This is a genomic window from Kineothrix sp. IPX-CK (assembly GCF_039134705.1).
GTDB classification, from domain to species: Bacteria; Bacillota; Clostridia; order Lachnospirales; family Lachnospiraceae; genus Kineothrix; species Kineothrix sedimenti.
This window is the reverse complement of sequence record NZ_CP146256.1, coordinates 4,252,382-4,277,418: the sequence shown is the minus strand read 5'-3', so window position 1 is coordinate 4,277,418 and position 25,037 is coordinate 4,252,382. Positions and strand designations below refer to the sequence as shown.

Below are 25,037 nucleotides of genomic sequence, written 5' to 3'. Positions count from 1 at the left end.
CTTATCAACTGTTGATGCTAATCGGACGCTGTGTCACGGCCGATTGCGCTCCGGTATAGCGCCCTGATCTCTTCCCGACCAAAAACTACCGGGTGATTTGCCATACCGGCCGCTGAGATCTTCAAGCAATTATCGGTAAGCCAGGATAAATCTGCTTCCGTGATTCCCATATCGCCCAAAGACTCTGTTAGATCGAGTTTTTTCAGCAAAGTGCGGATCTGTGCGGTAAAGTCTGATTCATCTTTACCGCCCAAAAGTCTTGACAGTTTTGCGAACTTTTGAGGTGCGCCCTGAATGGAGGCTTCCAAAACGTAAGGAGCAAGCGCCGCAAGGCCTCTGCCATGAATTGCATTTTTGAGTCCGCTGACCGGATGCTCCATTCCGTGCAATGCGGTCACTCCTGCGGTATTAATTACCATGCCGCCCAAGGTACTTGCCATACACAGCTTATCCCAGCTTTCCATATCTCCGGTATCCTCATATAGCTTTACCAGGCTCTCTGCTGCTAAGCCGAAGCCTTCCAGCGCCATAATATCCGTCAGAGGCTGCGCTATGGAGGAAATATAACCATCCAGGTTATGGCACAGAGCATCAAAGCCAACGGAGGCTAATACGCTTTTCGGCATTGTAGTCATAAGAAGCGGATCAATAATGGAGCAAGCGGGAATAATTGCACGGCACCTGAGAGATTTTTTATCCAGCGTTTCCGGATTCGTCATAACTGCAAAACCGTTTCCTTCGCTGCCGGTCCCGCAGGTGGTGGGTACCGCTAAAACCGGCAGCGCCTTATCACTGTTTTTTCTGCCATAAATGTAATCACTGATATTTCCTCCGTTTATCGCCTGAAAAGCAATCCCTTTGGCGGCATCAAGACTGCTGCCTCCTCCAAGGGCTATGACAAGGTCGCAACCCTCGGAAACGGCTATTTCAGATCCTTGATATACTGTAGTAGTCAATGGATTGGGTTCTACCTTATCAAATAGAACAAAGGAGATTTCTTTTTCCTGGAGCAATCTTTCTGTCTTTGCCAATAACCCGGATTCTTTGGTACTCCTTCCGCCTGTGACAAGCAGTGCTTTTTTCCCCAGAGCCGCCGCCTTTTCTCCGATCAGATCCGATTTTCCCCGGCCAAATACCAAATTAACTGGTAAATAATATTGAAATTCCATTTCCTTCACACTTTCCTTATTTATACTTTATTGTACATTTTCAGTTTTTCCTTCTTCTACATTCACGTAATAGTCCTCGGTCAAACCGTAATCGTTTAAAATGGTCAAAAGAGTACCATCCTCCTTCATATCATTCAAACACTTGTTCACTTCATCCAGAAAATCCTTATCTTCAAACCTGACTGCCGCGCCGATCTGTCCGCTGGCCTCCGCTTCATAAGGAGATAGTAATTTCAAGTCGAGAGAACTGTCTGAAGAAAGTGTATAGCCTGCCACAATACCATCCGTGACTACTGCATCCACCTTTCCGGTATTAACAGCCGTCATGAGAGTCGCTTGATTATCGTATGCATCCAAAGCGCCTATTTTGCCTTCATCCAGCCATTTCTGTGCAGTTTCGTAGAATGTCGTTCCCGGCTGTGCTCCGATTGTTTTGCCCTTAAGATCCTCTTTGCTTTTTATCTCGGAACTGCCGGGAATAACAACCGCTTCTCCCTCCTGATACCATTTATCCGTAAATGCCGCAACCTCGAGACGTTCGTCCTTAACATACATGGCATCTACTACCATATCTATATTTCTATTATTCAGTTCCACCAAAAGGTTGGAAAAATCAATGACTTTCATCTGAATATCATCAATGCCCAGGCGGCTGCATATTTCCTTGAGAATTTCAATATCTATTCCTTCTAATTCCCCGGTTTCCACATCCGTATAGGAAAAAGGGGCATCATTGGAGGAACCGATCAGTATATATCCTTTCTCCTTGATTTCTGTCAGCATTGCTGATTCTCCCTGCGTCTCCCCGGCAGGTGCCGGTGTGCTTTCCGCTACTTCCTCAGATACCGTCTTGTCTTCCTGCTTTGCAGCTCCGCATCCTGTAAATACCACCAGCAGGGTAAGCAGCATAAGTACCAACGTAATGTCTTTTTTCAAACTCCTCTTTTTCATAATCTCAATTCCTTTCTTTTTTGTTTTAATTTATTACCCATCATAGTTACCGACTCCTCTTTAATCTGCGCTCCACAATCTTACTAAGCTGTGACAACGGAATACTCAGCAGCAGATATACCAATGCCAGAATGGTGTATGCCTCCACCGTCAGGAATGTTTGTGATGCATAGGTTTTTGTACGAAGTAAAAGTTCCTGAACGGATATCATGGCAAGAAGGGAAGTATCCTTAATGAGCATGACGAGGTAATTTCCAAATACGGGTATGGAATTCCTGAGCGCCGGCGGAATGATAAAGTGAAAGAGTACTTTTCTCTCACTGAAGCCAAGTGCAAGGCCTGCTTCCCGTTGGCCCGGATCTATCGCAAGTATGGCAGACCTTATGACCTCAGACATGTAACAGCCATAGTTCAAGGCGAATCCGATAATCCCGCAGGTAGCGGCTTCCGGCTTTATATTTGCCTGAAAACCAAATATTGATAGAAGTCCGTTCAGAAGAATCGGTATTACAAAATAAATATAGAATAACTGCACAAGCAAAGGCGTTCCCCTGACCAGTTCAATAGTTATGCCTAAAAATCCGCTTAAAAGTCTGTTTTTCGACAGCCTTCCGATTGCAATTACTAATGCAACCACTAACGCGAGTGTGAAGCCTGCCAAAGTAATGTAGATTACAATTCCAACACCCTCCCACAGGCTGGGGACCAAGGTTGTGAATGCCTTTCAAAAATTAATTTCATAGTTTACCTCCCTTGGTGTACTGTCCGCTTGAAACTGTTGATGTGACCAAGCCGCAGCAGGTCATAATACTCTGGATAAAAACAGCTTTGTTCTTTCATGCTTCGGCTGAGTGAAGATATCACACGGAGCTCCTTCCTCCACAATATAGCCTCCATCCATAAAGATAACCCGATCTGCCACATCCTTCGCAAATCCCATCTCATGTGTGACTACGATCATTGTCATTCCTTCTCCGGCAAGCTGTTTCATTACCTCAAGCACATCACCTACCAGCTCAGGATCCAGTGCGGAAGTCGGTTCATCAAACAATAGAATCTCCGGCTTCATGGCCAGAGCTCTTGCAATTGCAACTCTTTGCTGTTGTCCGCCTGAAAGCGAGGATGGATAAGACTCGGCCTTATGCTCCAGACCCACTTTCCGAAGTAATTCCAGAGCCTGCTCTTTGGCTTCTTTTGCCGATACTTTGCCTAGCTTTACCGGTGCATACATCACGTTTTCCAAAGTGGTTTTCAAGGGAAACAAATTGAAGCGCTGAAATACCATTCCAACCTGCTTCCGGTAATCGGTCACCTTCTTCCCCATTTTGGTAATATCCTGCTCCATGTATAAGATTTCTCCTCCGGTAGGCTTCTCCAGCAAATTGATGCAGCGCAGAAACGTACTTTTGCCGGAACCGGATGGACCGATGATTACTACCACTTCTCCTTTTTTTACAGTCAGGTTTACATCTCTTAAAACCTCAAGATCCTCAAAGCATTTAGACAGGTTATTGATTTCCAGCATTTTCATCTCCTCCTTTCCTTGGGCGTGTCTGAAACTTAGCCCGGTACAAGCAGTTTTCAGACACACCCTAACAAAAAGGGCAATGAGCTGTATTGCAGCTTCATTGCCCAAGGCGTTATTGTTATTTATTTGTAACAGTTTGGCAGTCTCACATGACAGAGGAGAATTTCTTCCGTATCACATCCGTCAATATTTCACAAGTTCCTTCTATGCCCAAAAGACTGGAATCTATCATAAGATGCTTATGCTCCTTATCCGACATGGAATAACCGCAATAATGACGATGATAGGATTCTCTTGCCTTATCCACCGAAGCGATCATCTTCTTTGCCTCGTCAGGTCTCAGGTTCAGCCGTTCTATGCAATTGGACAGCCTTGCCTCATAAGGTGCATAAATGAATACATTGAAGATATTTTTACGATCCCATAATATGTAATCTGCGCATCTTCCTACAATAATACAGGACTCCCGTTCTGCCAGATCTATGATAATTTTTTTCTGAACGGAAAAAATAGAATCCTGAATGGCGGTAGTTCCCATACCCAGGGGATAGTTCATATTAAAGAAGGCTGTCTTCGCGCTTTCTTCTACATCACTGATGGTAGATACCGGAAGCTGCAGATTTTTTGAGGTCATTTCCACAATATCCCGGTCATAGTATTCTATGCCCAGACGTTCACTGACCATGCGTGCAATTGGTCTGCCCATGCTTCCAAACTGTCTCGTAATCGTAACAACAAACTTTTCCTTCATGGGAAACACCTCTTTTCTATTTATTATATATTGTATTATATCCTGCCTCTTTATAAGGAGCAATGTTACCTTGCTCCAATTTTTTCATTTGCTATTGTACTTCAGGTACAATTCTGCTATACTGATGCATAATTTTTATGTAATAGGAAAGTGATCCTATTACATAAAAGTGGTTGCGCAGCTCTACACCAGACATACATGGAGGCTTTTATATTATGAAAACACAGGTATCTGAGCTTTATCATTCCACAAAAGAGAAATACAGTATGACACTGCACAGCGGAGAGGCTGGATTAACTAATTCTGTTTCCTGGATTTATCTGGCCGAAGATTTTCAAAATATGTCTTTTTTAAAGGGCGGCGAGCTTGTAATCACTACAGGTCTGTTTACCAGAAGCGGAATTGCCTTGTTTGATTTTATACGCTCTTTAGTTACTCACAATTGCAGTGGAATCCTTATTAATGTGGGACAATACATCCATATCGAGGAACTTACGGAGGAGATTATTGAATTCTGTATCACAAGCGAATTTCCTCTGTTCACGATTCCCTGGGATGTCCATCTTGTTGATATTATGCAGGACTACTGCCGTACGCTTCTCCAAAGCACACAGCGTACCGATGAATTGAATGCTGCTTTTCAGAGTGCTGTTTATCAGGCAAATCTACACGAAAGCACATTGCTGACCTTGAACCGGTATGGCTTTGCCACAGATGATGAGTACCGTATCATTGTCATGCAAAATCTCCAAAATACTACCAGAGTTACCTTTGCGCTGAACCATCGGCATTTTAAATATCATCTTTTTGAGCATGACAACCGGCAGGTGTTGATTTATCAGCCCTCCCGGACTGAGATGTCATTTGAGGAAGTATTGGAAATCCTTCTATTCTGCGATAGCATTATCCTTGGTATCAGCAATGTTTTTTCCTCCCTGAAAGAATTCAGTCTTTGCTATAAGCGGGCTCGTTTTGCCCTCGCATCCGCGGTCTTTTGGAATATACCCTTAGTGAATTTTGAAGAGCTTGGCATTTTTCAGATTTTATTTTCATCCTCTGATCCTGAAATGCTCAAAGACATCTGCCAAAAAAAACTCGGAAAACTGGAGGCCTATGATTCTGCTCACGAGACCGATTATCTGACCACACTAAGAATTTTCCTTCTGTCTGACTGTAATTTGCTGGAAACATCAGATAAACTTCACACACATAGGAATACGGTAATCTACCGTATGAAAAAAATCAAAGAGCTGTTGGGCAGCGAAATAAATGATTCCAAGGTTAAGTTCGACCTTCTTATGGCCTTCTATATCCGGGAATATTTCTTAATATATTAAGCCTGCCCGGCAAAAATCATGTATAGCAACCAGTTAGGGCCAAAAGTGTTACATTGGGAATGTTTAAAATTTAAGTGAATAAACTTATAAAGAGGCATTCGGGCAGGTGGAGCATGAAAAACAGTGATTTTCATACCTTTAATGAATATATGAAAAAAGACGACAGTTCCCTGACTGCGTCTATGGAAGACTATATCGAAATGATTAGCCGGCTTTCAATTAAAAACGGATTTACAAGAATTAATGAGTTATCACAAGCCCTTAATATTCAACCCTCATCCGCAACAAAAATGGTTCAGCGTCTTTCTGAAATGGGATATATTAAGTATGAAAAGTACAGTGTACTTTTCCTTGAGGAAAAAGGTAAGGAGATCGGAGACTGGCTCATAAAGCGCCATAAGATTATTGAAAACTTTATGAGAATTATCGGTGTTGATGCTTCCATGGTGCTGCAGGAAACTGAAAAGATAGAGCATACATTAAGTAATGAAACCACATTTCGTATAAAGAATTTAGTAGATTTTTTGGTTGATAATCCTGATATTATAAGTAGATTTGAAGCATATAAAACACAACAGGGCGAAAGATCGTCATGATTTTACAGCCCAACGTAATTTCGCACTCCTGGCGCGGCTGTTGGAACTGCATTCGGCTGCTGATGGCCGGATAGCCTCAGAAGCTATTTCGCTATAGATACCTTCACGATAGAAGCGCTGGAAAGACTTTTTAACGAGACGATCCTCGCCGGAATGAAAAGTGAGGATAGCAACACGCCCGCCCTCAGCTAATGCGGCAGGAAGTTTTTCTAAGAATTCATATAGCATTTCAAATTCATTATTAACATCAATTCGTAATGCTTGAAAGCATCTTTGACAAGATTTTTTAATCTCATTGTCTCTGTCTTTTTCAGGAAGGAATCTAAGCGTGTCTTTGATAATTTGTTGGAGCTGACTTGTCGTTGCTATGTCGGTTCCTTTTTTTATCGCTGAGATAATAGCACGGGCGATATCAGCACAATGAGGTTCGTCCGCGTTTTCCGACAACATACCATGTAATTCTTCCAGTGAAATATTTTTAAGGCGCTCTGCTGCGGACATGCCTTTAGAAGGATTTAGCCGTAAATCTAATGGTCCTTCTGTCTTATAGGAGAATCCTCTTTCGGGATTATCTATTTGCATCGAAGAAACCCCCAAATCAGCCAATATAAAATTAAGCGGCCCCGATTCGGAAGTAATTTGATCTATATTGGAAAAATTAGTATGCTTGACCGTTAAAATCTCCGGGCCGTAACCTAAGCGCTCTAAACGCTCCCTCGTACGGGGCAGTTCGATAGAATCTACATCGGTAGCATATAAGTGCCCCTTTGAATTTAAACATTTAAGCAACTCTAAAGTATGGCCGCCATAGCCTAAGGTTGCATCCAGTCCGGTTTGCCCGGGGGTAATTTGTAAGAATTCCAATATTTCTTTCACACAGATCGAGCGATGCATACCGGCAGGAGTATTGCCCTTTTGAATAACCTTTTCCACAGTATCGGCATATAGCTCAGGATTTAATTCCTTATATTTATCTTTAAAAGCCTTTGGATGAGTACCGTTATATCTGGTACGCCTTTTATGCTTTTGTTCCTGATTACCCATTCCTGCTCCCACCTTTTAAATTTCTATTTTAAATATGCCTACCATCGTTTGTCAATGTCACACACGGTCGGATAGACCTTGTCAAACGATGGTACAAAACATATAATATCAAATGTATCTCATAATAGCAAACTTTACTATCCAGTATTTTCGCTTTGCAAAACTCGGTTTTTATTGCATTGAATGGTATACCCATGTAAAATGGGTTAGTATGTAACTAATTGATGGCAAGTAATCCATTCTGTAATTATATAGATGTTGAATTGAATGAGAGGCTCGTGTATGGATATTGGAAGTTTTCATGATTATATGCTCAGTGAGGATATTGTAAAGGCACTTAGTGGACTGGAGTATAATATACCTACGGAAGTACAGAATAGGGTCATTCCATCCGCTTTAGAAAAAAACGACCTTATCGTTAAGGCACGGACAGGCAGTGGAAAAACTGCCGCATACGCAATTCCGATTTGTGAATTAGTCGAATGGCTTGAAAACAAACCACAAGCGCTTATCTTAGTTCCAACAAGGGAGCTCGCTGTTCAAATAAAAGATGATTTTACAAATATAGGCAGATTTAAACGAGTAAAAGCATCTGCAATCTATGGAAGACATCAATTTTCTATCGAGAAAGCAGAGTTGAAACAGAAAACGCACGTAGTTGTTGGTACGCCGGGGCGTGTCATGGATCACATAATCAAAGGCACCTTAACCTTAAGTAAGATCAATTACTTAGTCATTGATGAAGCCGATAGAATGTTTGATATGGGATTTACCGATCAGGTGGAAGCGATTATGGAAGAACTGCCTGAGGAACGGATGACAATGTTGTTTTCTGCTACCATGTCCGATGAAGTAAAAAATATATCAAATTACATGAGAAACCCTGTCAATATAGATGTCAGCGAGGCCGATATCATGACAGCTGATACTGATCATTTTCTTTATGTTACGAAGGAAGAAGATAAATTCGAATTACTTACCGATGTTATGATTATTGAAAATCCGGATAGCTGTATTATCTTTTGCAGTACAAAGGACCGGGTGGATATGGTATGTGATTGTCTGGAGGATTTGGGCTATCCCTGTAATAAATTGCACGGAGGCATGGAACAGAAAGATCGGCTGTCTGCAATGATGCGCTTTAAAAGGGGAGAATACCGCTATTTGATAGCTACAGATGTAGCAGCAAGGGGGATAGATATAGAGAATATTTCCCTGGTCATTAATTATGATATTCCCCTGGATAGAGAAAACTATGTCCACCGTACGGGAAGAACAGGGCGTGCAGGTCAAAAAGGGAAAGCCCTTTCCTTTGTGGTTCCGGCACAAACCAGATATCTGCATGATATCGAAGAGCTGATCGGATTTAAAATTCAGGAAATGCCGAAGCCTGACAAAGAGGAGGTGTCTGTTCACAAACCATCCTTTGACGAAAAAATGAATATGTCTCCCCGGATTAAAAAAATGAAAGGTGATCAATTAAATAAGGAGATAATGAAGCTGCGATTTGGCGGCGGGAAAAAAAAGAAGCTCAGAGCAACCAATTTTGTTGGAGTCATATCCAATCTGGAAGGTGTAGAGGCCCAGGACATTGGAATAATAGCCATTCAAGATACCCTTACCTATGTAGAAATATTAAACGGTAAAGGCCCTTTGGTACTGGAAGCAATGAAAAATACAAGGATTAACGGTAAGCTATTGAAGGTAACAAAGGTAAAAGATAAAATTTAATTAAGTGGTATAATGATTATCAGATATTTGAAAATATAATTTGTAAGAAGGTATTGTATGAATAACAACGATATATTAATAAGATTAAGGTATGCTCTGGATATCAAGGATACAGATATGGTGGAAATTTTCAGACTGGGCGGAGTAACTGTAACGAAAGAAGAACTTCAAAGAATGCTGTCAAAGCCTGAAAACAATAGTAATATTGATTCAGAGGATGAGTTTATCGCTGCTGATGATATGAAAAATTGTAATAACTATATGCTGGAGTCTTTTTTAAATGGTTTTATTATTTTCAAAAGAGGAAAACAAGAATTGCAACCGGGGCAGACACAGAAGCAGGTCTTTATGATTAATAATAACAAAGCTGTAAATAATGTTTTTCTGAAGAAAGTAAAAATCGCACTGTCTCTTACCGGTGAGGACATGCTTGATATATTAAACGATGCCGGAGCTAATTTGTCAAACAGTGAATTAAGTGCAGTATTACGCAGAGAAGGACAGCGCAATTATAAGGAATGCGGCGATCGATATGTACGAAAATTTCTGAAGGGTTTGGCAATCAGATACAGGAATAAGTAATAGAATAAGTTAGGAGCAAATATGCAATTTAAAGAATTAAATGTTATACCTTCCATTTTAAAGGCTTTAGAGAAAGAAAATTATACAGTTCCGACACCGATACAGGAAAAAGCAATACCTTGCATTTTAAGCGGCAGAGATTTAATCGGATGTGCGCAGACCGGTACCGGAAAGACAGCAGCATTTGCAATACCAACGCTGCAACTGCTCAGTGAAGATAAAGCTTCCGGAACAGTGGAACGTAAAATACGGGCTCTGATTGTAACGCCGACCAGAGAACTGGCGCTTCAGATTTATGAAAGCTTTTGTACCTATGGTAAATATACCAAATTAAGATCCTGCGTAATTTTTGGCGGTGTATCACAAAAACCACAGGAGGAGCATTTACAACAAGGTGTGGATATCCTTGTAGCGACACCCGGCAGATTGAATGATTTAATCAATCAAAAAAAGATCGATTTAAAATTTCTAAAAATATTTATATTAGATGAAGCTGACCGTATGTTGGATATGGGATTTATTAATGATATCAAAAAAATAATAGCCAAAATACCGGTAAACAAGCAAACCTTGCTTTTTTCAGCCACCATGCCGGCTGACGTTGCGAAGCTGTCAAATGATATGCTCAGGAATCCTGCCAAAATTGAAATCACACCGGTATCATCAACCGTGGATGCCATAGAACAGTATGTGTACTATGTGGATAAAAATAATAAGAAGAATCTATTGGTACACTTGTTAAAAGATAAGACCATAGTATCAGCGCTGGTATTTACCCGTACCAAGCATGGCGCCGACCGGATTATTCGGCAATTATCAAGGAATAATGTGCCGGCACAAGCAATCCATGGCGATAAATCCCAGGGAGCACGCCAAAGTGCTTTAAATAATTTTAAAAACAAAAAGTTAAGGATATTGGTTGCAACGGATATCGCGGCAAGAGGAATTGACATCGATGAATTATCTCATGTTATTAATTATGATCTGCCCGATGTACCTGAAACTTATGTGCATCGTATCGGACGGACCGGACGTGCCGGACTTGGCGGCATAGCAATTTCTTTCTGTGATTTCGATGAGAAAGAGCAGCTTGCAGATATAGAAAAGCTGATTAAAAAGCGATTAAATGAGGTTAAAGATCATCCATACCCATTAGTGAATAATTTTCCGGCGCCAAAAACCACACAGCCAAGGGGCGGTAAAAAGGCTTCATCACATACAAGTACCGGACAAGCTGTTTCTAAACAAACAGGGACTTTCCCTGATAAAAAGCATCGAATGGCTGAAAACGGTACTCTGAAAGAGAAGAGAAGTTCTTTGAAATTTTCAAAAAAAGGTAAAAAAAGAGACCGATAAATATTGATCCTCCATGACCTGAATAGGTATATGGAGGTTTTTTATATATTTAATTATAATATTAATAATATTAATTATAAAATTAAAATAATTAATAAATATATTGACATATTTAATTTTTGGATATATATTATAATCAAATAGTGCAAAAGGATGGTGAAAACAATGAAATACAAAGCTCCGGGTAAATGTCCCGTATGCGGTGAAAAACTTTCCATAACCAAGCTCGGCTGTCCAAAGTGTTCCACTGCCATTGAAGGTGATTTCCAGCCTTGTGAATTCTGCCGTCTTCCGGAAGAAGATCTTGAGTTTGTCAAGATATTCATAAAATGTCGCGGTAATATCAAGGATGTCGAGAAGGAGCTGGGGATATCTTATCCCACTGTGCGCGGTAAGCTGGATACGGTCATAAGAGGTCTTGGATATGAAGTATCATCAAAGGAACTGATAAAGGAAAATGAAGATAAAACAGCTGCCAGGAATGAGATTCTTGACCAGTTATCAAAGGGTGAAATTTCTCCGAAAGATGCAGCGGAACGTATTAAAAATTTATAATTAATAGGAGGTTCAGTCTATGAGCGAACAACAAAAAATATTGGAAATGATAGAAAAAGGGCAGATTACTGCTGCCGAGGGTATGGAACTTTTGGAAGCTTTGAATGTAACTAAGGAAGAGGAAGCAATTCAGCAGATTGAAGCCGTAACAACAAGACGTAACTATAAGTTCCTTAAAGTTAAGGTTACATCGGATAACAATTCCGTTAATGTTAATGTCAATGTGCCTATACGTCTGCTTACTACAATCAGTGAAGTTGCTGATAAGATGACTACTATGGTTCCTGCGGATGCCAGAAGAGAGATGGAAGCAAAAGGAATCGATATTTCCAGCATCGATTTTGCCAAAATAATCGAGGAGATCATAAACGGCACTTTGGATGACCCTAATATCGTTGATGTGGAGGCCTGGGATGAAAGCCATAATGCGATGGTAAAGGTGAGAGTATATGTCGATTAAGCACTTTCGTTTATTATGGATCAGGCTTCAGATTGAGAATAGAAGGTTTATAAATATTTCTCTTCCAATCCCCCTGTATATTTTTCAAGAATTATTTGACAGTTTCTCGACTTACTGACCATCGCATATTTTTTTGCACCAAGAGTGCCTGATCAGAATTCATCCTCGCGAATCAATATCTATTCGGTAAAAGTTCTCACTGTCATAGTCATGAAGCTTCTGGATTCTTTAAACGAGAATGAACCTTATAATATTGTTGATGTATCAACCGACAAAGTAAAGGTATTAATAAAAATCAGGTAAAACATATTTTCTGGAGGTAATAATGACGAAACTGTTCATAAAATATATATCTATCATATTAACGATATATCTGCTGTCATTTGTGATACACACGATTCATATCGGCAGCATCCCGGCACTTCTTATTATGGGATTAGTATTGTTGTAGTAAACCTTATATTAAAACCGATTCTGCTATTGATTACATTACCGGCCAGTCTGCTTACCTTGGGATTATTCAGTTTTATTGTGAATGCCTGGACGATTATGATCGCAGATCATTTTGTAACAAATATAAGCATGGGAGGATTTCTTAATTCACTGCTTGCCGCTATCATCATCGTTATCTTTCACAATCTGCTCAAGGATAGGAATAAGATATGTTAATTTTGCTATATATATTACTCCTTTATAATATCAGACAATAGAGCGATCCCCCTTTTGATTTCATCAGGTTCCAGATGTCCATATCCGATTAGCAGTTTGCTTTGATGCCGGCCTTTTTCTATACAATGATTTTCTACCGTAGTAATATATATCCCCTTTTTCAGGCATCTGTTTTTAAAGGCTTCATCAAACTTCATCCCCGGAAAATCAATAGCAACATGCAGCCCGGCACAATCACCATAGGCAGTCCATTCGTCTCCAAAGGATTCTGTCAGCGATTCCAACAACAGCTTTCGACGGTGACCGTAAATTTTGCGCATTTTCCGGATGTGTCTGTCAAACTTCCCTGATCTTAAAAATTCAGCCAAAGCCGCCTGCTCAAAGGGCGGATTTTGTACGTCGGTATGTGTACGCAGTTCATGCCAGCGCTTTTGGAGTTGATTAGGTAAAATGACGTAACCGATTCGCAAGGCCGGAAAAACAGTTTTGCTGAAGGTACCGACATATATTACACGCTGTGGGTCCATTGTATACAGTGGAGCAACAGATTCTCCGCCATACCGGAATTCGCTGTCGTAATCATCTTCGATAATATAAAGATCGTTTTCCCTGGCAAAACGAATCAGTTCAGCGCGGCGCGTTGCCGGAAGAATTCCGCCCAATGGGAACTGGTGAGATGGTGTAACATAGATAGGACCTGTACTACCGCACTTTGATAGATGATCTGTCTGCATGCCTTTTGCATCAACCGGTATGGGAACAATGGCGCAGCCTTTGTTTATAAAGGTTCCGAGCATTCCAACATGACAAGGGTCTTCTATTAATATATTTTTGCTGTTCCTGCATAAGATATCGGCGGCAATATGCAGACCATGCGTTGCACCTGCAGTAATAAAGATATTATCCGGCAAAATCTCAAGTCCGCGGCTTCGAAACAGCCATGCTGCAATTTCTTCCCGAAGTTCAGGTAATCCCTGGGGACCTGCATAACCAAAAGCATCAAGAGAAATCTCGCCGGAAGCCTTATGAAGCAGCTGCTGCCAAAGGAATCTGGGAAACTGATTTAAGTCTGGTCTGCCCGTTCGAAAGCTTACGGCAATCGGCCGATCCGGTCGTCTTTTTATTTTTGGAGATATCGTCGGTATAGCCGATTCCATACATAAGTTGTCGGCAACCCTCGTAAAAGTTCCCTGGCTGCTTATTAGGTAACCTTCTGAAATCAGCATATCATAGGCCTCGCAAACAGTATTGCGGGAAACATTCAATTCCTTTGCCAGTTCCCGTGTTGACGGTACCGCTTCCCCTGCCTTTAATTTCCCTGCTAACATCAACTCTTTCATAAACCGATAGATTTGACGCCATAACTTTAACTCACTTTTCCGATTTAATTGGATTCCTAACATAATGCCCTCCAACTGGCTCTGTAAATTTTGTGCCGTACTGGTTCTTTGAAAGAGCCAGTAATTCAAGTAAAATTATACCATTACGTAATAATAATGCAACAGACTTGGAGAGCAGAATGAACCGATTAAAAGGAAAATTATATTTGTTATGCGCTTTTTCGTTAGCAGGAACCAGTGTCGTTTCAGCCAGATTTGTTACCGAAAAGCTTGGGAATTTCACAATTACGGCAGTAAGCTTAATATTTGCACTCGTGTTTTTGGTTCCGCTATGCAGCAGGCAGCTTATTCAGTATTTTACGCAAATGTCATTTCGCAATTTCAGACTTTTGGTACTTCAGGCGTTATGCGGCATATTTCTGTTCCGTATGTTTTTGCTTAGCGGACTTCATAATACCAGTGCCGGGGAAGCGGGTATACTTACAGGAGCTACACCCGCCATAACGGCTATTCTTGCTATTGCAATATTAAGAGAGCCAGTCAGCGGTAGAAAGCTTTCCGGAATTATTTGCACTGTGACAGGCGTTTTGGTCATTCAAGGTGTGATGGTACCGGGGAGCGGATTAACCTTGGAACATGTCGGAGGAAATATGCTTGTGCTTTGTGCAGCGGCATGTGAATCTGCTTTTAACACGTTTTCGCGCATTTTTGCAGTGAAGGCCTCAACACAATCCACAATGCCGTCAAATCCTATTTCTCAGACCACCATCGTATCGGCAATCGCTTTGATACTATGTCTTATTCCTGCGGCATTTGAACACGCTATGAAGCGACTTGCCGCAATCGGGCTTCTGGAATGGATGGCACTTTTATGGTATGGCGTATTTGTGACGGCGTTGGCATTTATCTGTTGGTATGCAGGAATAAAGCGTTGCGGTGCATTCACAGCAGCGGCCTTTTCCGGCATGATGCCGTTTACCTCCATGCTGCTTTCGATCATATTATTGGGTGAAAAAGCCGATTGGAGGCAGTGGATTGGAGGTGTTCTTGTCATCATAGGCATGATACTTATTGGAAGCAAAGGCCTGAATACCATTTCATCAGTAAATAAAAATACAAAAATGACAGAAAAGGAACGGGTAACGGAATAGTTTGTAATCTTACTTTTGACCGGCAATACAAAGGCCGAAGAAATCACCGGCCACGGTGGCGTTATGCAGATTAGAATGGCGCAGAAGCTCGGTGATCTCATAAGAAGTATAAGCGGCATTTAATGAACTAATGAGACCGGGGCGCATTTCCTTGGGATGAGTAGAAAAATATACCATCATCTTTTTTAAGGGATGCACATCACGGCGCAAATCGGTGATGCAATATCGGCCTCCCGCACGGAGGACACGAAAAATTTCATCAAAAGCACGGATAGGATCCTCCCATTCATGCAGGGAGCCGTTGGATATAACAGTGTCAAAGCTTTCATCCTCAAATGGCATATTCATACAGTTTCCTTGAACATACCGGGCGGAAATTCCGTATTCAGCGGCGTTTTTTTCTGCAAAGCGGAGCATGGCAGGACTGATTTCGCAGCCGGTAAGTGAAGCCGGATGGATCTTAGCTGCCAGCTCTAAACCCACATAGCCGGGTCCGGGTCCCACCTCCAATACATCTCCGCCTTTTATGCCCGAAGCGATCATACCGTCTACGCCGTTCCAGCCTCTATCTCGCATATTCCGGGCAAATACATCGAAAGATTCCACAGTAACTTCATTCTGAATGCCCTCGTTTGTTTCAATAATTCTGTTCTTTACCATACGCTTCTGCCTCCTTTAAGGTGTTCCATGATTGTTCCGCCCAAGTGAGCTCTGCCTGATAATGCAGAATATGATGCTCAAAAATAATATTAGCGGAGATCTGATAGTTCTCGGGAATGTACTCTATCGTTTCCTTACGGTGAATCTCCAGTTCATCAAGTGTCTTTTTAAGGCTTACGATATGCCGGCTAAGACTATCCAGTAAAGCATCGCTTCCTATAGAATCAGAAAAGTAAAAAGTGCCATCGATATCAAAGGTAGGGCGGTATTTGATCTGCAAGGTTTGTGCGAGCAATTCCTTGAATTTGTCAACTCCGGTATCGCTTACCTGATATACGGTCTTCTCCGGACGTGCCCCCTGCTTGTCACGATTGGCTATAATCAGTTTTGCCGCTTCCATTTTTTCAAGATGATAATATACGGTGGGCAGCTTAATCTGGGTAAAATCCTCAAGCTGCTCTTCTATCAGCTTTTTAATCTGGTATCCATGCTGAGGACCAAATCGCAGGAGCAAACCAAGAATGTATAAGGGAATCATATAATTACTTCCTTTCCAAGTAGTCAGTACTGAGTATAATTATACTCAGCGCTGACTATTAGTCAAGAGAAAACTTAAAAAATAAATGTTTTAAATAAAAATATATGTCCGAAAATGGCGAGATTAATTTTTAATCTGTGTTACAATAAGAAAAAAAGGAGGATGTCATCATGTTGGAAGATAAAGATAAAGCATGGTACGCTGCCTTTAAATCTAAGGACGGCCGCTTTGACGGGCGCTTTTTTGTAGGGGTGTCCTCGACTGGAATTTATTGCAGGCCGGTATGCCGCGCGAAACTGCCAAAGGAAGAGAATTGTACCTTTTATTCTACAGCGGCAGAAGCAGAACAGGCAGGCTACCGCCCATGTCTTTTATGCAGGCCGGAGATTGCTCCCGGCACATCAGCCGTGGATGCTACGGCATCTCTTGTAAGCAGGGCAACAAGATTATTAGAAGAAAACTGCGGAAACGGACAGAGCCTCGAAGAGTTTGCACAAAGACTTGGATGTACAAGCCGTCATTTACGACGGGCCTTTACTGAAGAATATCATGTATCTCCGGTGCAATATTTGCAAACATGCAGACTGCTTCTTGCAAAAAATCTGCTGACCGATACAAGTCTTTCCATATTGGATATTGCGATGGCGTCCGGTTTTGGAAGCTTAAGACGTTTCAATGATTTATTTAAAAAGCAGTACAGAATGTCGCCTACCGCATTACGGAAGCTGGCTCCCGGGGAAGAAAGACGGCAGACTGATGTGACATTAGCTCTGGGTTACCGCCCGCCTTATCAATGGGACCGTATTTTGAAATTCCTGGCCCAGCGTGCAATTTCCGGTGTAGAAGCAGTTGATGAGGAATCATATATGCGTACGGTTCGTTTGGTATCAGGAGAGTTGAAAGAGGCTTGCGGATGGATACGGGTAACGAATAAACCAGCCCAAAATGTATTGAATGTCACGATATCCTCTGCCTTGCTTTCGGTATTGCCGCAGATACTGGCTAGAATTCGGTGCTTATTTGATTTATATTGCGATCCGGAAGCCGTAAGTGAAGTTCTTTCATCCATGAACGATATTCGGTCTGATTTTTTTGTTTCCGGCACAAGAGTTCCGGGATGCTTTGAGCCCTATGAAATGGCTGTACGTGCGGTGCTGGGACAGCAGATTAGCGTTAAGGCGGCAGGCACATTGGCGGCCAGACTGGCAGAAACGTATGGAACGCCCCTTCAAACCGGTATAGAGGGGCTGACACATGTATTCCCCGCGCCTGAGCGTATGATCGCGCTGGGAGGATCGATTGAAAATCATTTGGGTCCTCTGGGGATTACATCGGCGCGTGCAAGAACAATACTGGAACTGTCCCGCATATTCGCGCAGAAAAAAATAGATGTTAATCTGTGTTCGGGGCCTGAGCGGGAAGTGAAGGTATTAATGGATATCCCGGGAATCGGAGCGTGGACGGCGAAGTACATTGCCATGCGGGCTATGGGATGGCCTGATGTTTTCTTGGATACCGATTATGGTGTAAAGAAAGCCCTTGCTCCGTTAGCACCGAAAGAAATACTGACTTTAGCGCAGACATGGCATCCGTGGCGCAGTTATGCAACCGTTAATTTGTGGAATTCATTGTAATATGGAATTGATGATAGATATAAATGAAGGAGGAGCGGATATGCTTTATTCAACAAATTATTCTTCGCCTTTGGGCAGAATAATGCTGGCCGGCAATGGGAACAGCCTGATCGGTCTGTGGATGGAAGGCCAAAAATACTACGGAGGTACCTTAACGGAAAAGGTGGCGGGAAAGGATGATTTGCCAGTATTTTCTGATGCAAAGGATTGGCTCGATAGGTATTTTGCAGGAGAAAAGCCAGCTATTTCCGAGCTTTCTTTGGCTCCAACCGGCGGAGAATTCCGGCAGACTGTATGGAATATTTTGTGCGAAATTCCTTATGGAGAAATCACTACTTATGGTGAAATTGCAAAAATCGTGGCGGCCCGTACCAATAAAGAGCATATGTCCGGCCAGGCAGTCGGGGGAGCAGTAGGACATAATCCCATATCCATTATCATACCCTGTCATAGAGTTGTGGGCGCGAATGGAAGCTTGACCGGTTATGCCGGGGGTGTCGATAAAAAGATGAAGTTGCTGGAACACGAAGGAGCTAATATTTTAAAATTGTTTAAACCTTCGAAGGGTACTGCGCTTTAATTAGAAAAAGGAGGAAATGCTATGGAGGCAGAGAGATTAATTCAAAAGATGGTGGCTTATTATTCGGGCGATCCAAAACGGATTCAGCATTTTATTAAAGTGTACAGTTTTGCGAGCCTTATTGGAAAGGAAGAAAAGCTTGAAGAGAACATACAATTTATTTTAGAGACGGCAGCTATCGTTCATGACATCGGAATTAAAGCGGCAGAAATGAAATATCAAAGTGCAAGCGGAAATTATCAGGAATTGGAAGGCCCTCCAATAGCTGAAAAAATGCTGACAGAGCTTTGCTATCACCCGGACGTTATAGAAAGAGTCTGTTATTTGGTAGGGCATCATCATACATATAATGAAATAGACGGATTAGATTATCAGATACTTGTGGAGGCAGATCTTCTTGTTAATATGTATGAGGATGGAATAGGTGTAAATGCTATCAACTTTGCGCTTAATAAGATCTTTCGTACAAAAACAGGCATAAGACTTTGTAAAACCATATTTGCTTTAGACAACTCAAATTAAGTATGAGTAAGTAATGTAATTTTTTGCACTATATACATATCGGACTCAAAAATATTCGAATCAGACGTACACTTCGTTTTTTTATTGCATTTTACCACTCAATATGTAAAATACAATTTGGTTAGCTGCGACTAACCAGAAACGGAGGTATGTGATGAAAACAATTACACATCAAAACAAAAATCTTACAGTAAGGGATCTTGTGACAACAGGTATATTTTGTGCGGTATTTCTTGTTCTTATGATGCTGGGTGCCGGCTTGCTCGCACCTAATCCGGTGCTTACCTTTCTAATGCCCTGTGCAGTTGCGCTGCTGACAGGACCTGCATATATGTTATTGATTGCGAAAGTGCCGAAGCATGGACCGGTTATCATTCTTGGAGTGGTGATCGGATTATTGATGTTTGTTACAGGGATGTACTGGATGTGGTCAATCGCTTTGGTATTGCTTGGAATTGTAGCAGATTTCATCGCAGGTGCAGGCCGTTTTCGTAATATAACATTAAATATTGTTAGCTTCGTTATATTTTCTTTGAATCCGATGGGATCATACCTAATGCTTTGGATTAACAGGGACAGTTATTTTTCTTATATGGTCGGAAAGGGAACGGAGCAATCTTATGTGGATACAATGGGAGCAACCGCACAGAACTGGATGCTGCCCGCAATGATCGTATCTATTATTGTAACGGGTTTAATCAGTGCCATTGCTGGAAAAATCCTATTAAGAAAGCAGTTTGAAAAAGCAGGAATGACAGCATGAATTTTCTGAAAGTTAAGGTTGATAAAAAGCGTCAGGGGTTTATAAAGCTGGATCCGAGAACATTATTTTTGTTAATATTATTTTCAAATATTGCGATTTTTGTCAGTTCATCCATATATAGTGAATTCATTCTCATGGCATCCATTCTTCTTCTGTGCGCATGCTGCGGCATTTTAGGATTCTCTTTAAAGATGGGAGTTACATATTTTATCTTTGTGCTGTTAGATGTATTGATCAGCAGATATTTCGGCGACTCGTGGATGATTTACGTTGCGGTAGGTATCAGGTTTATAAGAAAAGTGATTCCTGCAGGAACATTAGGTGCCGCGCTGATCCAGACGGTCAGGGTAAGCGAGATTATGGCGAGTTTTTCCAAGCTTTTCGTACCGAGGACAATTATTATTCCGCTTACGGTGTTATTAAGATATTTTCCGTCTATTGGCGAAGATAGGCGCGCAATTAAGAAAGCAATGGCTATGAGAGGACTGCGGGGAGGCTTTTTCATACATCCTGTCCGAACAATAGAGTGCTTCTATGTGCCGATGATGATGTCGGCATCCAGAAGGGCTGATGAATTGTCCTGCGCAGCGATTACGAGAGGAATTGAAAATCCCAAAAAGAGAACGACGCTTGCTGAGGTGAGATTCCAGACGGCAGATTATATCTGCATGTTGTGTGCCGTGGCAGTAACAGTTTTATGTATCCGGGGAGGGAATATATGGTAATAATTAAAAATATATCTTTCCGGTATAAAGGTTCCTCCAGGCTGAACCTTCAAAAAGTAAATTTAGAAGTGCGGGATGGGGAATGCATACTGCTTTCCGGCAGAAGCGGATGTGGTAAGACCACTCTTTTGCGCATGATAAATGGGCTGATTCCACATTACTATGAAGGAGAAATCGAAGGACAGGTCTTCGTAAATGGGAATGATGTGGAAAAAATGAAAATGTATGAGATTGCGGAACAGATTGGAACAGTCTACCAGAATCCCCGTTCCCAGTTTTTTAATATCGACACGGATAGTGAAATATTATTTGGGATTGAGAATATGGCATATCCAAGGGAAGAATTAAAAGTACGATTTACCGAAACTGCAAAAGAGACAGGCGTGGAAAATCTGCTTGGAAAAAATCTATTTCATCTTTCCGGCGGAGAAAAACAGAAGATAGCGTTTGCCTCCGTATATGCCATGCAGCCCGAGATATATCTTCTGGATGAACCATCGGCAAATCTGGATGCACATGCGGTGAAGAGACTGCAAGAGCAGATATGTGCTTTGAAGCAGCTTGGCAAGACTATCATTATAACGGAGCATCGTTTATATTATCTGAAAGAAATAGTGGATAGAGTAATCCATTTAGAGGAGGGCAGAATTTGCGGAGAATATCTGGCATCCGATTTTTTTGCACTGTCTGATGAAACGAGGGTACAAAAGGGACTTAGGTTATTGGATAGAAATGTTGAATTACCAATTCAGAAAAATTTGAGTCAAAACAAATCCGGCCATAAGAAGTGTACATTGGACGTAGTGAATGCGAGTGCCGGATATAAGAAGAAACCTGTAATCCGAAATATCAGCTTTGAGGCGTCGGAAGGAGAAATTATAGGAATAGCCGGTCATAACGGTGCCGGAAAATCGACGCTGGCAGAAACCTTATGCGGATTGAACCGTATTTTGGAAGGACATATATTTTATAAGGGTAACGAACTTAAGGAAAAGCAGCGCTGCTCTTTAGGCTATATGGTATTTCAGGATGTTGACTATGAATTGTTTGCAGATAGTGTCAGAAATGAATGTTCCTACGGAATGAGCGGAATAGATGCCGGAAAAATATCCCGGATATTGGAAAAATTGAATCTGGATGATTATGAAGAATGTCATCCTGCTTTGCTCTCGGGAGGCCAGAAGCAAAGGCTCGCCGTCGCTGTTGGTATGTTATGCAATAAGGAAATTCTAATATTTGACGAACCAACCAGTGGTTTGGATTATGACAGCATGCTGCGTGTCTGTGATCTGATAAGGATGCTTGCAAAGGAGGGTAAGATAATATTTATTGTAACCCATGACTATGAATTCGCGTGTAATGTATGTAACAGAATTTTAGTTATGGATCAGGGACAGCTTAAGGAAGATTATGAGATAACGGTAAAAACCAGAAAGAAAATGACAGAGTTATTGCTGTAGCTAAAAGGAAAAGATCGGCCGTGGAAATTATCCGCGGCTGATTTTACGATATTCCATAGGAAGAACACCGTTGGCTTTTCGGAATAGATCGGCAAAACGTCCGGCGTTGGAATATCCTACGGCCTGTGCTACCTGGCCGATGGATAAATCAGTGTAGGCGAGCAGCTGTTCAGCCTGTCCGATCCGTGTACTTTGAATATATTCCGAAATAGTACTGCCCAAATAGGCTTTGAAACTTTTTTTGAGCTTGGTGGACCCCATACATGCAATTTTACAAAGCTGTTCGATAGACAATTCGTCTGCATAATGATCACCGATATAGGCAGTTACAATGTCTAACAGGCGCTTGTCTGCATTGGAAATGGACATGATCTTCTGCTGGTTTATTTTTCGATGATGTTCAAAGACCAGTGACAAAGCTTCCGCAGCTTTGGCATCATAAAATAATTCTGCTGAAATACCTTCTCCGCGATAGGCTGAAAGCTGGTTTAAAAGCATGGTCATTTCAGGAAAATCTATAGATTCATCAATACTTTTAAAAGCATCCTGAGGGCTTTGATACAATTCTTTATATTGCTCTTTAAGGTAAGGCTCATAATAGGACGGTTCATATTCGATTCCGATGGACTGAATAGGAATATTTTTATGAATAAGCGCTTTAAAAGGCTCATAACCGCCTAAAAAGCTTTTGACCACATAGTTGTTCAACCGTTTATAAGGCGTCAGTTCTTCACCGGAAATAGACTTATAATAAGTGACGCTCAAACATTCTGGAATTGCCATATCTACAACAGAATCTTCATGAAAGCAAAAATCATGGATTTTAATATTATAATGCTTTCCGGAATTGTAGATCCAGTAATAACCATGACCGATGAATTCATTTGCTTTCCAGCATTCCCCGGCAAACGGAAACTGCGCCGGTGCAGTACAGGGTTCAAACAGCCCATTTTCAAATATTTTCCGGTAGTAATCATTGACAATGTTTTTCATTATGTATTCCTCTTCTCCCAAAATGTACATATGGGACGTTGTCACATTCAAATAGGACTCAAGTGGATAGAAAATATTGTATCATAAATTCGGATGATTTACTATACTCGTAGACTTGGAAAAAAATTTAAATATTAGGAGAGTGACTGATATGTATAAAAATAAGAAAATAAAAGAAAAAGGAGGATTATCCTTACTGATGGAATGGGCAGGAAAGGATAAATATTATATTTATTTTGCAATTATTGCGTCTCTGACAGCAAGTGTAATGTCCGCAGTTCCATACTATGTTTTTTATAAGATAATAGATGCCACAGTAAAGGGCTATTGCAGCGTCTGGCTGGCAGCTCAGTATGGGGCGGTGGCCGTTATCAGTATTCTCATTCGGCACGTGATGATACCGTTTGGCGGTATTCTGTCTCATAAGGGAGCATACCGCACACTGTATAAAGTGCGCTGTATGGTTACGGAACATATGTCTAAGATGCCGCTGGGGAGTCTGAATGAAAGAAGCAGCGGAGAAATCAAGACAGTAATGAATGAGAGTATAGAAAAGCTGGAATTGTTCTTAGCACACCATTTAACGGAATTGGTCCTTTACCTCTCAGGACCGATCGTAATCTTTACATATCTGTGTACGGTCAATGTGCCATTAGCATTGATCAGTTTGCTTCCTTTACTTTTTATTGGTGGAGTTATGGCTGTAATGTTTGGGAGAATGAGCAAATATATGGAAAGAGTCAATCGGACCGGCAGTTATCTTTCCGAAGCGATCATTGAATATATAAATGGCATGCGGCTGATCAAAGCGTACAATATGGGTACGAAATCCTTCAGAAAGTATGCAGGTGCTATTGAAGAAACCCACACATTATGGGGAGATATTTCAAGAGCTACCGGGCCGCTGTATGCTATTTATATCGTGCTTCTGGAGTGCAGCATTTTGTTTATTGTACCACTTGGCGGCTATTGGTTTATGAATGGCTCTATCGAAGCAAGCGTATTGCTTTTGTTTGCATTTGTGGGAACGCAATATCTGACGGATATCAGGCCTTTGCAGGAAATGGCGACCAGTCTTTCGTATGTTATGAATGGGGTCGCGCAAGTAAAAGACATTCTGGACACTGCGGTATTTCAGGGAACAGAAGAATTTCCGGAGAAGCATGATATTGAATTGTCTGACGTAGGGTTTTCCTATGAAAAAGGGAAAGCGGTTTTAAGTAACTGCAATCTGCATATCGGACATGGGGAGCAGATTGCATTTGTGGGAGAATCCGGTACCGGAAAGACGACAGCAGTTCAGCTGATATCCAGATTTTATGATGTCACCGAGGGAGAAATTAAGATTGGCGGTGTCAATGTAAAAGATATCAATTATGAAGAACTGTTAAAAAATATTTCCATTGTTTTTCAGCAGAGCTTTTTAACAAGCGGCAGCGTATTTGAAAATATAGCGATGGGAAAAGAGACGGCATCATTAGATGAAGTGAGGGGAGCGGCAAAATCAGCTCAGATCGATGATTTTATCATGGGGCTGCCGGATGGGTATGATACCTTGGTCGGAAGCTATTCCGGTCGCTTTTCCGGCGGTGAGAAACAAAGAATCTGTATTGCGAGAGCAATTCTTAAAAATGCACCTATATTGATCCTCGATGAAGCGACCAGTTCGGCAGATCCGGAAAATCAGATAGAAATCGATCAGGCAATTTCGAATCTTTGCAGGGGAAAGACTGTTATTATTGTGGCGCACAGACTTGGAATCGTACGCAGCTGTGACCGGATAGCGGTGGTAGAGCACGGAACGATAGACCGGGTAGGGACTTGGGATGAGATATTGCAAAATAGCACATATTTTGCAAAGGCATGGAAAGATTACAATACGGCAAGAGAGATGCAGTATATTTCTCCTTCGCAGAGTAAAGTGAAAATGGAGGGAAATTAG

General features: G+C 41.5%; 26 protein-coding genes. 16 read left to right on the top strand and 10 right to left on the bottom strand.

Annotated elements, in window-relative coordinates; genetic code table 11:
* Positions 1 to 17: 17 nt before the first annotated feature.
* From V6984_RS20250 to V6984_RS20230, 5 genes are all read right to left on the bottom strand, one after another.
* On the bottom strand, positions 18 to 1,169 hold the full coding sequence (locus tag V6984_RS20250; RefSeq protein ID WP_342757409.1) for an iron-containing alcohol dehydrogenase: 1,152 nt from the start codon (positions 1,167 to 1,169) through the stop codon (positions 18 to 20).
* A gap of 27 nt (positions 1,170 to 1,196) precedes the next feature.
* A complete protein-coding gene (locus V6984_RS20245) occupies positions 1,197 to 2,120 on the bottom strand; it encodes an ABC transporter substrate-binding protein (protein ID WP_342757408.1) in 924 nt (307 codons plus the stop codon).
* Between the two features lie 46 nt (positions 2,121 to 2,166).
* Positions 2,167 to 2,781: an amino acid ABC transporter permease gene (locus V6984_RS20240; RefSeq protein WP_342757407.1), complete on the bottom strand. Its 615-nt coding sequence runs from the start codon at positions 2,779 to 2,781 to the stop codon at positions 2,167 to 2,169.
* Positions 2,782 to 2,922: 141 nt separating this feature from the next.
* Positions 2,923 to 3,645, bottom strand: a complete 723-nt coding sequence (locus V6984_RS20235; RefSeq protein WP_342757406.1) for an amino acid ABC transporter ATP-binding protein — start codon at positions 3,643 to 3,645, stop codon at positions 2,923 to 2,925.
* A gap of 148 nt (positions 3,646 to 3,793) precedes the next feature.
* Positions 3,794 to 4,399, bottom strand: a complete 606-nt coding sequence (locus V6984_RS20230) for a cytidylate kinase-like family protein (RefSeq protein WP_342757405.1) — start codon at positions 4,397 to 4,399, stop codon at positions 3,794 to 3,796.
* Between the two features lie 215 nt (positions 4,400 to 4,614).
* Between V6984_RS20230 and V6984_RS20225 the strand changes: the two genes are divergently transcribed.
* Together V6984_RS20225 and mntR are read left to right on the top strand one after the other, a co-directional pair.
* Positions 4,615 to 5,736, top strand: coding sequence for a PucR family transcriptional regulator (locus V6984_RS20225; RefSeq protein ID WP_342757404.1), 1,122 nt, complete (start codon positions 4,615 to 4,617; stop codon positions 5,734 to 5,736).
* A 113-nt stretch (positions 5,737 to 5,849) separates the two neighbouring features.
* A complete protein-coding gene (mntR, locus tag V6984_RS20220; protein ID WP_342757403.1) occupies positions 5,850 to 6,332 on the top strand; it encodes a transcriptional regulator MntR in 483 nt (160 codons plus the stop codon).
* On the opposite strand, the gene rsmH is transcribed toward mntR, so the two are convergent.
* Positions 6,327 to 7,376, bottom strand: a complete 1,050-nt coding sequence (gene rsmH / locus V6984_RS20215) for a 16S rRNA (cytosine(1402)-N(4))-methyltransferase RsmH (protein ID WP_342757402.1) — start codon at positions 7,374 to 7,376, stop codon at positions 6,327 to 6,329. The genes mntR and rsmH overlap by 6 nt on opposite strands.
* A 282-nt stretch (positions 7,377 to 7,658) precedes the next feature.
* Between rsmH and V6984_RS20210 the strand changes: the two genes are divergently transcribed.
* From V6984_RS20210 to V6984_RS20185, 6 genes are all read left to right on the top strand, one after another.
* Positions 7,659 to 9,107, top strand: a complete 1,449-nt coding sequence (locus tag V6984_RS20210; RefSeq protein WP_342757401.1) for a DEAD/DEAH box helicase — start codon at positions 7,659 to 7,661, stop codon at positions 9,105 to 9,107.
* 57 nt (positions 9,108 to 9,164) lie between these two features.
* Complete coding sequence (locus V6984_RS20205) at positions 9,165 to 9,689, top strand: DUF1456 family protein (RefSeq protein ID WP_342757400.1); 525 nt, start codon at positions 9,165 to 9,167, stop codon at positions 9,687 to 9,689.
* A 21-nt stretch (positions 9,690 to 9,710) separates the two neighbouring features.
* Positions 9,711 to 11,045, top strand: coding sequence for a DEAD/DEAH box helicase (locus tag V6984_RS20200; protein WP_342757399.1), 1,335 nt, complete (start codon positions 9,711 to 9,713; stop codon positions 11,043 to 11,045).
* Positions 11,046 to 11,210: 165 nt separating this feature from the next.
* Positions 11,211 to 11,600 (top strand): DUF2089 domain-containing protein, encoded by a 390-nt coding sequence (locus V6984_RS20195; protein WP_342757398.1) that lies wholly within the window; start codon positions 11,211 to 11,213, stop codon positions 11,598 to 11,600.
* 19 nt (positions 11,601 to 11,619) lie between these two features.
* Positions 11,620 to 12,060, top strand: a complete 441-nt coding sequence (locus V6984_RS20190; protein WP_342757397.1) for an SHOCT-like domain-containing protein — start codon at positions 11,620 to 11,622, stop codon at positions 12,058 to 12,060.
* A gap of 480 nt (positions 12,061 to 12,540) precedes the next feature.
* Positions 12,541 to 12,729 (top strand): phage holin family protein, encoded by a 189-nt coding sequence (locus tag V6984_RS20185; protein ID WP_342757396.1) that lies wholly within the window; start codon positions 12,541 to 12,543, stop codon positions 12,727 to 12,729.
* A gap of 14 nt (positions 12,730 to 12,743) precedes the next feature.
* Here V6984_RS20185 and V6984_RS20180 read toward each other — a convergent pair whose 3' ends face one another.
* The gene (locus V6984_RS20180; RefSeq protein WP_342757395.1) at positions 12,744 to 14,132 is read right to left on the bottom strand and encodes a PLP-dependent aminotransferase family protein; all 1,389 of its coding nucleotides are present in this window, start codon (positions 14,130 to 14,132) and stop codon (positions 12,744 to 12,746) included.
* Positions 14,133 to 14,248: 116 nt separating this feature from the next.
* Between V6984_RS20180 and V6984_RS20175 the strand changes: the two genes are divergently transcribed.
* On the top strand, positions 14,249 to 15,220 hold the full coding sequence (locus V6984_RS20175; RefSeq protein ID WP_342757394.1) for a DMT family transporter: 972 nt from the start codon (positions 14,249 to 14,251) through the stop codon (positions 15,218 to 15,220).
* 9 nt (positions 15,221 to 15,229) lie between these two features.
* On the opposite strand, the gene V6984_RS20170 is transcribed toward V6984_RS20175, so the two are convergent.
* Both V6984_RS20170 and V6984_RS20165 read right to left on the bottom strand, forming a co-directional pair.
* Positions 15,230 to 15,880: a class I SAM-dependent methyltransferase gene (locus V6984_RS20170; protein ID WP_342757393.1), complete on the bottom strand. Its 651-nt coding sequence runs from the start codon at positions 15,878 to 15,880 to the stop codon at positions 15,230 to 15,232.
* On the bottom strand, positions 15,858 to 16,418 hold the full coding sequence (locus V6984_RS20165) for a PadR family transcriptional regulator (RefSeq protein WP_342757392.1): 561 nt from the start codon (positions 16,416 to 16,418) through the stop codon (positions 15,858 to 15,860). The genes V6984_RS20170 and V6984_RS20165 overlap by 23 nt, the downstream gene beginning before the upstream one ends.
* Before the next feature lie 170 nt (positions 16,419 to 16,588).
* Here V6984_RS20165 and V6984_RS20160 point away from each other — a divergent pair, with 170 nt between their 5' ends.
* The 6 genes from V6984_RS20160 to V6984_RS20135 all read left to right on the top strand — a co-directional run bounded on the left by V6984_RS20160 (position 16,589) and on the right by V6984_RS20135 (position 22,102).
* Complete coding sequence (locus V6984_RS20160) at positions 16,589 to 18,052, top strand: AlkA N-terminal domain-containing protein (protein ID WP_342757391.1); 1,464 nt, start codon at positions 16,589 to 16,591, stop codon at positions 18,050 to 18,052.
* A 40-nt stretch (positions 18,053 to 18,092) separates the two neighbouring features.
* Complete coding sequence (locus V6984_RS20155; RefSeq protein ID WP_342757390.1) at positions 18,093 to 18,632, top strand: methylated-DNA--[protein]-cysteine S-methyltransferase; 540 nt, start codon at positions 18,093 to 18,095, stop codon at positions 18,630 to 18,632.
* Between the two features lie 21 nt (positions 18,633 to 18,653).
* Positions 18,654 to 19,154, top strand: coding sequence for an HD domain-containing protein (locus tag V6984_RS20150; protein ID WP_342757389.1), 501 nt, complete (start codon positions 18,654 to 18,656; stop codon positions 19,152 to 19,154).
* Positions 19,155 to 19,308: 154 nt separating this feature from the next.
* The gene (locus V6984_RS20145) at positions 19,309 to 19,917 is read left to right on the top strand and encodes an MptD family putative ECF transporter S component (RefSeq protein WP_342757388.1); all 609 of its coding nucleotides are present in this window, start codon (positions 19,309 to 19,311) and stop codon (positions 19,915 to 19,917) included.
* Positions 19,914 to 20,642, top strand: a complete 729-nt coding sequence (locus V6984_RS20140) for an energy-coupling factor transporter transmembrane component T (RefSeq protein WP_342757387.1) — start codon at positions 19,914 to 19,916, stop codon at positions 20,640 to 20,642. The genes V6984_RS20145 and V6984_RS20140 overlap by 4 nt, the downstream gene beginning before the upstream one ends.
* The gene (locus V6984_RS20135; protein ID WP_342757386.1) at positions 20,636 to 22,102 is read left to right on the top strand and encodes an energy-coupling factor ABC transporter ATP-binding protein; all 1,467 of its coding nucleotides are present in this window, start codon (positions 20,636 to 20,638) and stop codon (positions 22,100 to 22,102) included. Before V6984_RS20140 ends, V6984_RS20135 begins: the two co-directional genes overlap by 7 nt.
* Positions 22,103 to 22,129: 27 nt before the next feature.
* Here the strand turns inward: V6984_RS20135 and V6984_RS20130 are convergent, their stop codons facing one another.
* Positions 22,130 to 23,095, bottom strand: coding sequence for an AraC family transcriptional regulator (locus V6984_RS20130; RefSeq protein WP_342757385.1), 966 nt, complete (start codon positions 23,093 to 23,095; stop codon positions 22,130 to 22,132).
* A 151-nt stretch (positions 23,096 to 23,246) separates the two neighbouring features.
* Here V6984_RS20130 and V6984_RS20125 point away from each other — a divergent pair, with 151 nt between their 5' ends.
* Positions 23,247 to 25,037, top strand: coding sequence for an ABC transporter ATP-binding protein (locus V6984_RS20125; RefSeq protein ID WP_342757384.1), 1,791 nt, complete (start codon positions 23,247 to 23,249; stop codon positions 25,035 to 25,037).

Bases quoted from the DNA above. Each gene is read 5' to 3' on its own strand.
- V6984_RS20250 (WP_342757409.1), bottom strand. From the start codon at position 1,169: ATGGAATTTCAATATTATTTACCAGTTAATTTGGTATTTGGCCGGGGA.
- V6984_RS20245 (WP_342757408.1), bottom strand. From the start codon at position 2,120: ATGAAAAAGAGGAGTTTGAAAAAAGACATTACGTTGGTACTTATGCTG.
- V6984_RS20235 (WP_342757406.1), bottom strand. From the start codon at position 3,645: ATGCTGGAAATCAATAACCTGTCTAAATGCTTTGAGGATCTTGAGGTT.
- V6984_RS20230 (WP_342757405.1), bottom strand. From the start codon at position 4,399: ATGAAGGAAAAGTTTGTTGTTACGATTACGAGACAGTTTGGAAGCATG.
- V6984_RS20225 (WP_342757404.1), top strand. From the start codon at position 4,615: ATGAAAACACAGGTATCTGAGCTTTATCATTCCACAAAAGAGAAATAC.
- mntR (WP_342757403.1), top strand. From the start codon at position 5,850: ATGAAAAACAGTGATTTTCATACCTTTAATGAATATATGAAAAAAGAC.
- rsmH (WP_342757402.1), bottom strand. From the start codon at position 7,376: ATGGGTAATCAGGAACAAAAGCATAAAAGGCGTACCAGATATAACGGT.
- V6984_RS20210 (WP_342757401.1), top strand. From the start codon at position 7,659: ATGGATATTGGAAGTTTTCATGATTATATGCTCAGTGAGGATATTGTA.
- V6984_RS20205 (WP_342757400.1), top strand. From the start codon at position 9,165: ATGAATAACAACGATATATTAATAAGATTAAGGTATGCTCTGGATATC.
- V6984_RS20200 (WP_342757399.1), top strand. From the start codon at position 9,711: ATGCAATTTAAAGAATTAAATGTTATACCTTCCATTTTAAAGGCTTTA.
- V6984_RS20195 (WP_342757398.1), top strand. From the start codon at position 11,211: ATGAAATACAAAGCTCCGGGTAAATGTCCCGTATGCGGTGAAAAACTT.
- V6984_RS20190 (WP_342757397.1), top strand. From the start codon at position 11,620: ATGAGCGAACAACAAAAAATATTGGAAATGATAGAAAAAGGGCAGATT.
- V6984_RS20180 (WP_342757395.1), bottom strand. From the start codon at position 14,132: ATGTTAGGAATCCAATTAAATCGGAAAAGTGAGTTAAAGTTATGGCGT.
- V6984_RS20175 (WP_342757394.1), top strand. From the start codon at position 14,249: ATGAACCGATTAAAAGGAAAATTATATTTGTTATGCGCTTTTTCGTTA.
- V6984_RS20170 (WP_342757393.1), bottom strand. From the start codon at position 15,880: ATGGTAAAGAACAGAATTATTGAAACAAACGAGGGCATTCAGAATGAA.
- V6984_RS20165 (WP_342757392.1), bottom strand. From the start codon at position 16,418: ATGATTCCCTTATACATTCTTGGTTTGCTCCTGCGATTTGGTCCTCAG.
- V6984_RS20160 (WP_342757391.1), top strand. From the start codon at position 16,589: ATGTTGGAAGATAAAGATAAAGCATGGTACGCTGCCTTTAAATCTAAG.
- V6984_RS20155 (WP_342757390.1), top strand. From the start codon at position 18,093: ATGCTTTATTCAACAAATTATTCTTCGCCTTTGGGCAGAATAATGCTG.
- V6984_RS20150 (WP_342757389.1), top strand. From the start codon at position 18,654: ATGGAGGCAGAGAGATTAATTCAAAAGATGGTGGCTTATTATTCGGGC.
- V6984_RS20145 (WP_342757388.1), top strand. From the start codon at position 19,309: ATGAAAACAATTACACATCAAAACAAAAATCTTACAGTAAGGGATCTT.
- V6984_RS20140 (WP_342757387.1), top strand. From the start codon at position 19,914: ATGAATTTTCTGAAAGTTAAGGTTGATAAAAAGCGTCAGGGGTTTATA.
- V6984_RS20135 (WP_342757386.1), top strand. From the start codon at position 20,636: ATGGTAATAATTAAAAATATATCTTTCCGGTATAAAGGTTCCTCCAGG.
- V6984_RS20130 (WP_342757385.1), bottom strand. From the start codon at position 23,095: ATGAAAAACATTGTCAATGATTACTACCGGAAAATATTTGAAAATGGG.
- V6984_RS20125 (WP_342757384.1), top strand. From the start codon at position 23,247: ATGTATAAAAATAAGAAAATAAAAGAAAAAGGAGGATTATCCTTACTG.